The organism is Paenibacillus etheri (assembly GCF_001012825.1).
Taxonomy (GTDB): domain Bacteria; phylum Bacillota; class Bacilli; order Paenibacillales; family Paenibacillaceae; genus Paenibacillus_AQ; species Paenibacillus_AQ etheri.
The window spans coordinates 372,261-384,268 of record NZ_LCZJ02000037.1 but is presented as its reverse complement, the minus strand read 5'-3'; the positions used below and the strand labels follow the sequence as shown (position 1 = coordinate 384,268).

At 44.3% G+C, this 12,008-nt stretch carries 12 protein-coding genes and 1 riboswitch; of the genes, 9 read left to right on the top strand and 3 right to left on the bottom strand.

What is annotated here, in order from left to right; translation table 11 throughout:
• Nucleotides 1-71: 71 nt before the first annotated feature.
• A riboswitch (purine riboswitch) is annotated at nt 72-175 on the top strand.
• Between the two features lie 172 nt (nt 176-347).
• The 5 genes from UQ64_RS25210 (at nt 348) to UQ64_RS25190 (ending at nt 4,154) form a co-directional block, all read left to right on the top strand.
• Nucleotides 348-962, top strand: a complete 615-nt coding sequence (locus tag UQ64_RS25210) for a xanthine phosphoribosyltransferase (RefSeq protein WP_042131547.1) — start codon at nt 348-350, stop codon at nt 960-962.
• Entirely contained in the window at nt 956-2,275 is a 1,320-nt protein-coding gene (locus UQ64_RS25205; protein WP_060626117.1) for a nucleobase:cation symporter-2 family protein, read from the top strand. Before UQ64_RS25210 ends, UQ64_RS25205 begins: the two co-directional genes overlap by 7 nt.
• Before the next feature lie 164 nt (nt 2,276-2,439).
• Complete coding sequence (locus UQ64_RS25200) at nt 2,440-2,907, top strand: GNAT family N-acetyltransferase (protein ID WP_060626116.1); 468 nt, start codon at nt 2,440-2,442, stop codon at nt 2,905-2,907.
• A 238-nt stretch (nt 2,908-3,145) separates the two neighbouring features.
• A complete protein-coding gene (locus UQ64_RS25195) occupies nt 3,146-3,643 on the top strand; it encodes a 2,4'-dihydroxyacetophenone dioxygenase family protein (RefSeq protein WP_082651312.1) in 498 nt (165 codons plus the stop codon).
• 82 nt (nt 3,644-3,725) lie between these two features.
• Complete coding sequence (locus tag UQ64_RS25190; RefSeq protein WP_060626114.1) at nt 3,726-4,154, top strand: hypothetical protein; 429 nt, start codon at nt 3,726-3,728, stop codon at nt 4,152-4,154.
• A 211-nt stretch (nt 4,155-4,365) separates the two neighbouring features.
• On the opposite strand, the gene UQ64_RS25185 is transcribed toward UQ64_RS25190, so the two are convergent.
• From UQ64_RS25185 to UQ64_RS25175, 3 genes are all read right to left on the bottom strand, one after another.
• Nucleotides 4,366-5,502 (bottom strand): glycerate kinase, encoded by a 1,137-nt coding sequence (locus UQ64_RS25185; RefSeq protein ID WP_060626113.1) that lies wholly within the window; start codon nt 5,500-5,502, stop codon nt 4,366-4,368.
• A gap of 41 nt (nt 5,503-5,543) precedes the next feature.
• Nucleotides 5,544-6,812 (bottom strand): GntP family permease, encoded by a 1,269-nt coding sequence (locus UQ64_RS25180; protein WP_060626112.1) that lies wholly within the window; start codon nt 6,810-6,812, stop codon nt 5,544-5,546.
• Between the two features lie 161 nt (nt 6,813-6,973).
• Entirely contained in the window at nt 6,974-8,140 is a 1,167-nt protein-coding gene (locus UQ64_RS25175) for a sugar diacid recognition domain-containing protein (RefSeq protein ID WP_060626111.1), read from the bottom strand.
• A 288-nt stretch (nt 8,141-8,428) separates the two neighbouring features.
• Here UQ64_RS25175 and UQ64_RS25170 point away from each other — a divergent pair, with 288 nt between their 5' ends.
• The 4 genes from UQ64_RS25170 (at nt 8,429) to UQ64_RS25155 (ending at nt 11,980) form a co-directional block, all read left to right on the top strand.
• Nucleotides 8,429-9,784, top strand: a complete 1,356-nt coding sequence (locus UQ64_RS25170) for an MFS transporter (RefSeq protein ID WP_245238221.1) — start codon at nt 8,429-8,431, stop codon at nt 9,782-9,784.
• A 67-nt stretch (nt 9,785-9,851) separates the two neighbouring features.
• On the top strand, nt 9,852-10,067 hold the full coding sequence (locus UQ64_RS25165; RefSeq protein WP_060626110.1) for a hypothetical protein: 216 nt from the start codon (nt 9,852-9,854) through the stop codon (nt 10,065-10,067).
• 27 nt (nt 10,068-10,094) lie between these two features.
• Nucleotides 10,095-10,781 (top strand): hypothetical protein, encoded by a 687-nt coding sequence (locus UQ64_RS25160; RefSeq protein ID WP_060626109.1) that lies wholly within the window; start codon nt 10,095-10,097, stop codon nt 10,779-10,781.
• Nucleotides 10,778-11,980 (top strand): glutathionylspermidine synthase family protein, encoded by a 1,203-nt coding sequence (locus UQ64_RS25155; RefSeq protein ID WP_060626108.1) that lies wholly within the window; start codon nt 10,778-10,780, stop codon nt 11,978-11,980. The genes UQ64_RS25160 and UQ64_RS25155 overlap by 4 nt, the downstream gene beginning before the upstream one ends.
• Nucleotides 11,981-12,008 lie beyond the last annotated feature (28 nt).

Genomic DNA, 12,008 nt, shown 5'->3' with positions numbered 1-12,008 from the left:
AAATGGTATGCAAAATACTAAAAATTTTGCTTGTAAGCACCAGATAGAGCGTGTAAGATATACAAGGTATTCATACCGAACATTTATAAACTCATATAATCTTGGGGATATGGCCCATAAGTTTCTACCGGATAACCATCGTAATTGTCCGACTATGAGTGAAATAGCGCATCTAGGGTTCCGCTTCCTTCTTTGGAGGAAAGGTCTGGACCGAGCGATGCGGACACTATGTAGTGTTACACCACTAAGGGATAAAAGCCCAGAAGGACAGATTCACTTGAGAGAAACGACTCAAGGGATTTGTCCTTTTTTTGTTTTTTTAATGAAGAAGGAGAGATCAGTTCACGATGAAAGTACTTCAAGAGCGCATTAGACAAGAGGGTCTTATTTTATCAGATACAGTACTGAAGGTAGATTCATTTCTGAATCATCAGGTCGATACGGAGCTAGCGCTGCAAATCGGTCAAGAGTTCAAAAAGTTGTTCGGTCATCAACCGATCACGAAAGTGATTACTATTGAAGCTAGTGGGATTCAGTTCGCCATGGCTACTGCGATTGCATTAGGTGTACCGTTTATTTACGCGAAGAAAAAGAAAGCAGTAACGCTCTCAGAGGCTGTCTACTCAGCGCCTGTACATTCCTTTACGCGCCAAGAGGATTATCTGGTTAGTGTCTCCCAGAAATATCTTGGACCGAATGACAAAGTGCTTATTGTGGACGATTTCCTCGCTACTGGTGCTGCGCTTGTGGGATTGGTTGATATCGTGAAAGAGGCGGGAGCGGAGCTCCTCGGCGTCGGTTGTGTCATTGAAAAGAGCTTCCAGGAAGGTCGGAGCCTTCTGGAGAACAGAGGCATAGAAGTCCATGCCTTGGCCCGTATTGCATCTATGTCACCAGGTGAAATTCACTTCATTGATAATGAAAGCTCATTAGAGAAAATCAAGGAGAGTGCGGGATGTTAAGCAAGCAAAAGGTATTTACGTTAGGTCTTCAGCATGTACTAGCCATGTATGCAGGAGCAGTAATTGTACCGCTGATTGTTGGAGGCGCCTTGAAGCTGAACGGGACTCAAATGGCCTATCTCATCGCAGCCGATTTGTTCACTTGCGGATTGGCTACACTGCTGCAAATTATGGGTACCAAGTATTTTGGTAGCAGGCTCCCGGTTATTCTTGGATGTACTTTTACAGCGGTTGGTCCAATTATCGCGATTGCCTCGACACATAACCTGGCAACTGCATACGGTGCGATCATTATTTCCGGTTTGTTCGTTGTACTTGCAGCCCCGCTTTATGGGAAGCTGTTGAAGTTCTTCCCGACCATTGTAACGGGTTCTGTCGTGACTATTATCGGGCTATCTCTTATTCCAGTAGCTATGAATAATGTTGCTGGCGGAGAAGGCAGCGCTGATTTTGGACAACCCCGCAATTTGCTGCTTGCACTGATTACACTACTTGTCATTTTAGCGGTTAACCGTTTCGCGACAGGATTTCTACGTTCCATATCTGTTTTGGTAGGCTTAGTGGTAGGTACTGCAATTGCTTATGGAATGGGTATCGTTAACTTTTCTACTGTAGGTGACGCTTCTTGGGTAAGCATTGCACAGCCGTTTTACTTCGGATGGCCTGAATTCAGTCTTACTGCAATCTTCACTATGATCATCGTTAACATTGTTAGTATGGTGGAGTCTACTGGGGTTTATTTTGCAGTAGGTAAAGTAATTGATCAGAAAGTTGAACAGAAGCAGATCGTAAACGGACTGCGTTCCGAGGGAGTAGCAATTATGCTGGGCGGAATTTTTAATGCCTTCCCATACACTGCTTTTTCTCAAAATGTGGGTTTGATTTCGCTGTCTCGCATTAAGACCCGTAATGTTATTTTTGCCGCTGGCGGGATCATGATTGTACTAGGACTCCTGCCTAAGCTGGCAGCCTTGACGACGATTGTACCGAATGCCGTACTTGGTGGAGCCATGATTGTCATGTTCGGATCGGTTGCCGTTTCCGGAATATCCATTCTATCCGATGTAGATCTCCGTAAGGATGGTAATCTACTGATTGCTGCTTGCAGTATCGCTGTGGGCTTAGGTTCAGCGACACTTCCTGCAATGTTCGCAGAGCTGCCTGAATTTGCGCGGATGCTGCTACAGAACGGTATCGTATCCGGCTCACTTACAGCGATTGTACTGAACATTCTCCTCTCCAAGACAAAGGATGATGTGCAGGCCCAGGATAACACCGTACCTGTTCTCGCTAAGGAATCTCAAGTCTCCTAAGTAGTCTAGATTACCTGCAAAAAAATGAATAAAAGGATCTGACTCAGCTTCATGGCATGAGTCAGATCCTTTTTTTTAGGCTTGTTATACGTCATTGTTGTTTTTGCTCATTGAGCTAACAGGCAGATTACGTTAATAATAAAAACCGATGTAGGAGGTGGGAAATGGAATACAGTACAAGAGCGGCGACTGAAGAAGATATTAATGGCTTGTGTAATATCAGAAATAATAAGGACTTTTTCATTAAGTATTTGAAACAACATGAAAATAAGGAAGTATATTTGGCAGTAGCCGAAAAAGATAACACAATTCTAGGTTTTGGTGTTCTAAAATTAAAGGGGAGTTTATTACCAAAATTAAGTGACCTTTATGTAAAGGAAATTTATCGTGGCAAAGGCGTCGGTACGGATTTAATAAAATATCGCGAGGAAATTGCAAGAAGTCTTGGCTTTTCTGATTTAATTGTTAGTGTCGATCCAATAGAAAATCCAAAGATGATAAAACTCATTACAAAACACGGGTACGAAGCTATTTCTGAACCATATATAAAAACTGCTATTTTCTACAATGATGACGGGACTACTTATGAAAAAACTTATTCAAGAATTGACTTGAAAAAATCATTGAGCTAACGGAGAACGATAGTTGAATAATACAAATTGATGAGCAGGAGCTAAGGTATCCTGCTTTTTTCATTGAACTACCATGAAAGAACGGGTCAACTTTCATGCTCTGTGGTGCATTGCAGAGGATGCATGAATGGCTAACGGGCAGTTTAGCGTGGTGCTTGCTTGTTGAAAATAAAGGTGAAATTGGGTCGGATTTCGAATACTAACTATAAATTAACTACATTGAATGAGGGTGCTCTCTTTGAATTATCTTATTGAAGAATCAGTAATAAAACTCGCTGAAAAATTTCAGTTGCCAGAACGGATAGTTAACATTGAAGAAGTGCCTTGGGTTCCGTTCACTGAGAATCAATCTTGTTATTTCAAGCCTTTACGTTTTGATCTAAACACCGGAACATGGATTTATTTATTTAAAATTAAGAGCAATCAGGTTTTGGGAAGACACCGACACACTGGGGGATCCGTAATTGGTTACAATATTCAAGGTAAATGGAGATATGAAGGGCGCGAATGGGTGGCTGAACCAGGTACCTTTATATATGAACCACCAGGCGATATTCATACCCTGATTACAAAAGATGAAGAAGTAGTAACTCTTTTCATATTAGGGGGCTCTCTTCAGTATTTTGATGAGAACGATCAAATTGTTGGTCAAGACGATATTTATACCGTCCTTAAAAAATATAGAGATTTTTGCGAATTACATGGGATCCGAATTAGAGATGATCTTATTTATTAAATCTCAAATAAATAAGTCTTGTTGAGCTAACGGGATACGTTTGTTCAATACATTTATTCATTCAATTACCTTGGAGGTTACCATGATAACTAATGAAGCGATGTCTACACTATTGCTTAAAACCAAACCTTTAGGGACTAGTAATAACGATGAATACGCCCATTTTGTTGAATGGGATGGCTGTATTTTAATTAGTTGTTTTGCAAGAGATTTACCGAGTAGTTTCGATAAAACAACTTACTCAGACCGTACAGAGTGCGAGACATCGATAAACCACTTGCACTTGGAGAACGTCTCTATAGCATTAGAATTAATTGACGTATGGGAAAAGACACTCCGTCGTAACTTCGCAGGGGAAGAATTTAATATTGTAGTTACTTGTGAACCTGATGGTAAAGAAGCTGTTGCTCGTTTTTATCAGCTAAGACCGGAGGAAGTTGCTTGGTTGAATGAAGAAAATGATCTCGAGAATTATAAGCATGAAGCAATACTTCTTCTAAAGGTGCATTAACCTACCATGAAAGAACGGGTCAACTTTCATGCTCTGTGGTGCATTGCAGAGGATGCATGAATGGCTAACGGGAAACGTTAGTTTAATAAACCGCCCCCAACGCAGGGCGGTTTTCTTTAGGTTGAAAATCAACATTAAGATTTAAAATAGCCTTTTTAAAATATAATAATTTAAAAGCTCCACGCGATGCCGAGGGCGTTTATGCTTGCGGTTAACGTTTACTATGTTTGATTAATGTACCTACATTACGCGCAGTACGCTCCATGTTGAAGGAAGCATTGGTGAGCGCTGTATCTAGCGTACATACCCCAGGTACGATGGAGAAGAACATATCGATACCATGCTCGTATACGGCTTCTACACCATTACCGAGGGAACCTGCTAAGGCAATAACAGGTACACCAGCGGCTTGTGCTACTTTGGCAACACCAATCGGTGTTTTGCCATAGACGGTTTGGCTATCCATACCCCCTTCGCCTGTGATGACATAATCCGCATCTTTCACTTTATCCGCAAGATTCATGGCATCGACGACGATGTTTACGCCTCGCTTCAACTTGGCTCCCAGGAAGGCCATCACGCCAGCACCTAGTCCACCTGCTGCACCTGCACCTGCCGTATCATTCACTTCTTTGCCGAGATCGCGCTCAATGATGTTTACGAAACGGGCAAGATTTGCATCCAATTGCTTCACCATGTCGGGTGTTGCACCCTTTTGCGGGCCGAAGATGGCGGATGCTCCGCGCTCACCAGTTAACGGATTGTCCACATCACATGCGGCTACCACTTGGAGACCCTGAAGTCTTGGATCTACATGAGCACTATCAATACGGGTCAATTCACTTAGTGATCCTCCACCATATCCAATCTCCGTTCCATCTTCTCGCAGGAAGCGGAATCCAAGCGCTTGCGCCATGCCTACACCGCCATCGTTGGTCGCACTGCCACCAAGACCCATAATAATGGAACGTACGCCTGCATTCAGCGCATGAACGATAAGCTCTCCTGTACCCTTTGTCGTGGTGATCAAAGGATTACGCTCTTCCTTCGGCACAAGCCCAAGACCAGAAGCAGCTGCCATCTCAATAATCGCGGTCTTTCCATCTCCCATAATGCCATAAAATGCATTCACAGGGTGACCGAGAGGCCCTGTTACGTCACAATGTACAATTCGTCCGCCTGTCGCATCGACGAGTGACTGAACCGTACCTTCGCCGCCATCTGCCATCGGAACTTTAATATATTCTGCATCGGGAAAAGAGGAACGAAGTCCTCGTTCTATGGCCTCACAGGCTTCCATTGCTGTCATACTTTCTTTAAATGAATCTGGCGCCAATACAAACTTCATGCTCTTCACTTCCTTTTGTGTTGTTCATGCTTCGACAGTTGTTATACGAACCATTGGAATACACCGAATACTAATGTCGAAACGATCGCTAGTGTTAGACCAACTGCGGTTTCATAAGGAATCAATTTCAGACGTTCTTTCATCTGCATGTTCACACTGCCACCTGTTGCGTGGAAGAAGCTACCGTGAGGCATGTGGTCTAATACAGTCGCACCAGAGTGAATCATTGCCCCTGCTCCTAGCGAAGCTACGCCAAGTCCCATGATGGTGGAGCCGAACACAGAGCTTGCTACGGCTGTGCCTGCTGTTGTCGATGCTGTTGCAAGAGACATTAACGCACCACTGATTGGAGCAAGCAAGTATGCCGGTAGACCAGATGCAGTAAGGCCGTCGATAATAACATCCTTTAATTGCGAATTTGCAATGATACCAGCTAGTGTACCTGTCCCGATTAACATGACGGCTACACCCGTCATTTTACCAAGACCAAATACAGCGAACTCATTTAACTTCTTAAATCTTCCCATTGCAATGGCGCCTGCGATACCTCCTACTGGAAGCGCGATAACTGGATCGACTACGATGCCTGCAATTGGACGAAGGGATAACAAGATAATGGCTACAAGTGGAGCTAGAAAGGCTGTAAAGAAGCTTGGAAGCTGCTCATTCGGATTATTCGTTACCTCAGAAGCTTCTACTTTACTGCCTTTATTATTTAAACGCTTTGCGATGAAGTACGTTACGATAATCCCGAACACGGCTGGGATTATACCTGCTGCCATCAACGAAGTTAATGGAATGTGAAATGCATCTGATGCGGCAATCGCATTCGGGTTTGGTGACATGATGTTACCGGCTTTACCGCCGCCGATCATAGCGATCAGGATTGCCAATTTCGATAGATTCGCACGTTGTGCAATAGCTAATGCAATGGGTGCTACAGTAATAACAGCTACATCCACGAATACGCCGACCGCTGTAAGAACCATTGTTGCTAATGCTAATGCGAGTAATGCCCGTGTCTCGCCGGCCTTTTGAACCAACGTCTCAGCAATCTTTTTCGCCGCGCCTGATTCAATCAATACACCTGCTAACACACCTGCTGCCAAGATGCGAAGCACGGCAGGAATCATCCCTTTAGCACCATCCATCATCAGCGTAATGGTATCCACCATACTCACGCCGCCGATTAAACCACCTACTAATGCACCAATCATCATGCCGTAGGCTGGCGGTACTTTTTTCAATATTAGAACGATTGCCACAACCAAAGCAGCTAAAGCACCTAAAACGCTTACACTCACTGTCATGAGTTATTCCTCCCCAGTTTTAAACAGAGTTGTATATATCGATATGTGGTTTGAGCTCATACCTATACTTTAGCGATTTTTTGTAAGCGTTTCATTAGGCAGAGAAATAAACATTTCGCATCGATTGATGTCTTTTTTTGTGCATATGCACATATATCTTCTTATTCATCACAAGACATAGCAGAATGCTCCAACAAATATAACCAACGCGCACTCATGAGTAGGAACAGCTCCTGATAATTTCTTGGATCTTTCCCTGTGAGCTCGGTTATACGCTGGAGTCGGTAGCGTAACGTATTCCGATGAATACGCAGTCGTTCAGCGATATGCTGTTGCTCCCCATTTTCGAAGTAAAATAGATCTAATGTCTGCTGAAGCTCACCACTACGATCCTCCTCCATAAAATGGGCCCATAGCTGCAGCAACTCCTCCGACATCCAATGATGAACACTTGGAACGACCATCGTCTCCAGTAGCAGATCCGTTGCATAATAAACCGGCTCATCCGGATATATTGCATAGCCTGCACGCATCGTATCTTCTGCGGATTGAATGGACTTCATCATCCCTTGAATCCCTGTAAAAGGTTTGCCTACCGCGATACGTAGCGGAGAAATCTCCTTTACATCTAACCAACGTCTTATCTGGTGAATTCCTTCACATATATCCGTATGTGGCTTCCGCTCGTGGAGATGCTCCTTGATCAGAACAACTTGCCTGGCCTTACGAATGGTAATCAATTGAACAGCCGGGCGTCCTTCTAATACATCAGTTACCCGCTTCATTGTTGCCATTAGCTCCTCTTCATTACGATCAATTAATTCAATGATACATGCGATATGAGGCTTATCCACCTGAAAATGAATCTGCTGTGCTTGATGTCGCAGTGTCTTCACGTTCCCCGCATCGCCATTCATCACCGCGAGCAGGAAATTCTCCTTCATTCGTTTGTCCCATTGTGCCTGCTCTAACAGCTTCATATGCGCAAGATACATCTCCGCCGTCATCTTCACCAATTCACCATACTTAGTCACTTCCTTGGGATCACCTGTAATCCCAATAACACCAACAATCTCATTCTCAAACTCAATAACAAGGTTCGTCCCAGGCAATACCCCCTGCAATCTAGCGGCGCTCTCCTGATCAATCTCGAATCTGCCACGACGCTCGATTGCGAGTACTGCACCCTCATGTGATTGCCCTAACCGCTTACCATCTCCAGATCCAATAATTCGTCCTCGCTTGTCCATAACATTGACGTTGTACCCAATCACATGCATCGTACGTCGAACAATTTCCATCGCAATTTCTTTTGTCAAACCCCTCATGCTACTACCTCCTATTTAGAATGTCTCTATGTGAATCCTTGTTAACTTCATGCTAAATCAAACACAAACGTTTATATTTTTTCAATTCCCCTAAGATCTTATCATTAGCACAAGACAGGTCTGATTGAAACACTACAAGTATATATTGCGGAGAATGGAGATCATAATCGAATCGGTATGTGGAATGATGTGGCGCAAGTAATCCCCTATTCTAATTGCCAACCTCTTTTTATAGGCATAAAATTAGTTGAGCATGTATAGATAAATTAAGGCAGGGATGGAGTAGGAATGAATCAGAAAGTAAGAATGAATGATAAAATAGTTATGCCATTATGGACGATGTGCCTCTTTATTGTAGTGATGAACACAACGATGTTTAATGTATCGCTTCCAACCATTATTCAGGATCTCCAAATTTCTGCTGACCTAGGCTCATGGGTAATTTCCAGTTATTCGATTGGCTATGCACTATCAACGGTTATTTATAGCCGGTTATCCGACTTGGTGCCGATTCGCAAGCTCTTGACTATTGGCTTAATTACACTTGGGACAGCATCAGTGTTTGGATGGTTCGCACATGACTTTAATATGCTATTGATCACGAGAATCGTGCAATCTGCGGGTGCTGGATCTATGGCTGGATTGGGGCTTGTACTCGCCAGTCGGTATATTCCGATTGAAAGACGCGGCGCTGCTATTGCGATGATCTCGGCGGGTAGTGCAATGGCCTTTGGTTTGGGTCCTATTGTCGGAGGCGTCATCAGCCAGTACTTTGGCTGGAATGGATTGTTCGGCATTACTTGCCTTGTGCTTATTGTGCTGCCGGTACTGCTGCGGTTATTGCCTAAGGAGCAGCCACAGCCTGCAAGCTTTGACATCTTGGGAGCGGCGCTGACCGTTGTAAATGCGGCAAGTCTGCTGGTAGCCGTAACTACCCAGTCGCTTGTATGGCTAGCGGTGGGTGCAGTGTCTATTATCGTGCATGCCTTACATCTAAAGAAGGCCAAGGAAACATTCATTAATCCGCAGCTGCTTACCATGCCGGGTTACCTGAAACTGGTTGCCGTAGGCTTTTGTATTCTGGTGTTGAACTTAGGGAACTTGTTCCTGATGCCGCTTGCGCTCGCTAATCTGTTCGATAAATCAGCGCTGATGATTGGTTTATATATCGCACCGGGAGCGCTATTATCTGCATTTCTGACCCGTTTCGTGGGACGTTTTATTGATCGGTACGGTAATATACGCTTCTTATTGATTGGACATTGTATACTTGCAGCCGTTATGGCTGTGTTTGCTCTGAATCTTTCGGCATCACCTGTCGTGCTACTGCTTGGTTATCTATTTTTCTCTCCCGCCTTCTCAGCTACGATGTCATCTTTAAACAATGAAGCTTCTATAGTTCTTCCAAGGACTTGGATTGGTTCTGGCATGGGGCTTTTACAACTGGTTCAATTCTTCGGAGGTTCTGTATCTGTTGCAGTCTGCGGGCTTTTACTACATGCTCAGCGTGATATCTCCCCTGCAAAAGCATATCAGCATGTATACGGCGTTTTGCTCCTCGTTAGCTTGTGCTCGTTAGGAATTCTGCTCTTATATAGACGTTCTAACGCCAAGAGTAAGGTTGGGCAGTCTACGCACGCCTAAAACTGAAACGAAAAGGTAATAAAGACGTATCAGATGCTATAGCAGAACTAAGGAAGGAATGGTAATAATGGACAATGGGATGTATGTAATCTTATTTGAAAAAATGCCGGAAGGCGGGCTGCGAGTCATTGAGGAACGAACATGGAGCATGAACATGATCGCAGCGCTAGAACATGTCAATTATATTGTGGTTGGCAGTGTTGAATATGAAACGGTTGAAGGACGGCTGAATGTAGATGAAGGCAAGCTGGAGCTTTTACTTGTTCCAATGCACAACGAATGATTGAGATAAGGGAAGGAGAACCTTACGATGTCTAAAGATGAAAAGGATAAGGAATTAGCTGTATCCAAATTATTCACCTCTGATGGTAAGCCCATTCGAGTATTATCTACTTCGCTAGGCATAGCTTTGTTAGCGAACGCTATGTTTATTCCCGGCGGCGCAGGGGCTAGCGCAAATACTTCTGGAGATGAACCACAGCTAGTGTCATGGTCTACCGAAGAGGTTAAAGCCTATTTTGACAAAAATGTGGATTGGAATATTCCATATCCGGAAGGTGCACAAGAGGTAGAACAGGAAGGCCAAGGTGTTGTAACCAATAATGGAACGACGGTAGTGAATAACTACGGTGGATATCATTCAGGTTTTGGCTGGGATGACTTGCTGCTGTATCACATGTTGTTTAACAGTGGTGGCAATTACTCTTCCAGAGGTTGGTCTAAGGACCGTCCAACTTATTATGGAGGCACGAGAACAACTTATAAACCGCCTACCTATAGCAGTGAGAAGTTCCAGAATAAGAAGGTCCCGGGTTCTGTTGTAAAGCCCAAAACATCGACTTCCTCCACAGGTTCCATTACGAGAAGAGGTTCTTCCTCAAAGAATGGAATCGGTGGCAATTCCAGCGGATTAAACTCTTCGAAGAACTCTAAATCTGGCTCAGGTTCGAAGTCCTCTTCGAGATCGGGCTCAAGCAAGAGTGGTTTTGGCGGATGAGTGAGCAGCAGAGTGTATTTGAAATTCTAGATCAGTCTGAGCTTGAAAGAGGTCCGCGGGTCAAAGCGTTGTATGAGCTTGGGTTCACTTGGGCGGATCTTGAAGAGGAAGAGTACTGGTTGGATGCAATTGCTGTAATGCGCAGGGACACTTATAAGGAGCTTGAAGAAGCCTCATCAAAACTCTGGGCCATCCTCGATAAAGCGGTTCGCTATGTACATCTAAAGCACGATTTGTATGAACTGCTAGGAATTCCCCCTGTACTTTGGGAGATGCTTGATGGGTGTCCTATGCCACAAGAAGGATTCATTAGTCGGTATGCCAGATTTGACTTTGCCATAGCCCATGATGGGACGATTAAGCTGCTCGAATTGAATGCGGATACCCCGACAGGTTATGTGGAAGCTTCGATAGCTACGCCTTGGATTTGTGATCAAGCTGGTGTGTACAGTCCAAATCAAGGGATGAAGGAACAAGTTGCGGCAGCTTGGCAGATAGAACGTCCGGATACCGCAGCTTGTGTCGCTTATGGATCTCATCTTGAAGATTCAGGTACGATTGAAGCATTAGTGAAGCATAGTGGTCTCGATATCCAGTGTGTGGATTGCCTTGATCTGTGGGTCGACAATGGAATTCTCAAGGATGGGGGGGACCGTGTGATCGAGCGGATGTTCGCCCTATATCCTAAAGAGTGGATGGCTGTGGATGAAGGCGGCGATGCCCTCGCTTATGCGGTAGAGCAAGGGAATCTTCAGCTCTATAATGGTCCTCACAGTATATTGCTCCAGTCCAAGGGGCTGGTTGCAGCGGTGTGGGGAATGTATGAGCTGGGCCTGCTTTTCGATAAGGAAGAGCGAGAGACAATCTTGCGCTATATTTTGCCTACTTATAATAAGCCAGTATTCTCTGGGAACTTTGTGTCCAAATCTGTTTTTGGTCGTGAAGGGGGCTCGGTGCGCATGTTTGATGATAGTGGTGCGTTAGAGCTTGAAGACGAAGACGGTTATGACAGTAGTCAGCTCTTCCCCACCGTGTATCAAAAAAGAGCCGATTTAGCACGGATAACGACTTCAGAGGGTGAATTTCATCTACTGACAGGCATGTTCGTGATTAACGGGAAGCCTTGTGGCATGCTCGGCCGAGCAGGTGGATTGATTACAGGCAATGCCAGTCATTTTATTGCGTTGGGAGTGAGATAATTGGATAAGAGCAAGAAAGCCCGAATTG

Bases quoted from the DNA above. Each gene is read 5' to 3' on its own strand.
- UQ64_RS25170 (WP_245238221.1), top strand. From the start codon at position 8,429: ATGAATCAGAAAGTAAGAATGAATGATAAAATAGTTATGCCATTATGG.
- UQ64_RS25200 (WP_060626116.1), top strand. From the start codon at position 2,440: ATGGAATACAGTACAAGAGCGGCGACTGAAGAAGATATTAATGGCTTG.
- UQ64_RS25165 (WP_060626110.1), top strand. From the start codon at position 9,852: ATGGACAATGGGATGTATGTAATCTTATTTGAAAAAATGCCGGAAGGC.
- UQ64_RS25180 (WP_060626112.1), bottom strand. From the start codon at position 6,812: ATGACAGTGAGTGTAAGCGTTTTAGGTGCTTTAGCTGCTTTGGTTGTG.
- UQ64_RS25185 (WP_060626113.1), bottom strand. From the start codon at position 5,502: ATGAAGTTTGTATTGGCGCCAGATTCATTTAAAGAAAGTATGACAGCA.
- UQ64_RS25155 (WP_060626108.1), top strand. From the start codon at position 10,778: ATGAGTGAGCAGCAGAGTGTATTTGAAATTCTAGATCAGTCTGAGCTT.
- UQ64_RS25160 (WP_060626109.1), top strand. From the start codon at position 10,095: ATGTCTAAAGATGAAAAGGATAAGGAATTAGCTGTATCCAAATTATTC.
- UQ64_RS25175 (WP_060626111.1), bottom strand. From the start codon at position 8,140: ATGAGGGGTTTGACAAAAGAAATTGCGATGGAAATTGTTCGACGTACG.
- UQ64_RS25190 (WP_060626114.1), top strand. From the start codon at position 3,726: ATGATAACTAATGAAGCGATGTCTACACTATTGCTTAAAACCAAACCT.
- UQ64_RS25205 (WP_060626117.1), top strand. From the start codon at position 956: ATGTTAAGCAAGCAAAAGGTATTTACGTTAGGTCTTCAGCATGTACTA.
- UQ64_RS25210 (WP_042131547.1), top strand. From the start codon at position 348: ATGAAAGTACTTCAAGAGCGCATTAGACAAGAGGGTCTTATTTTATCA.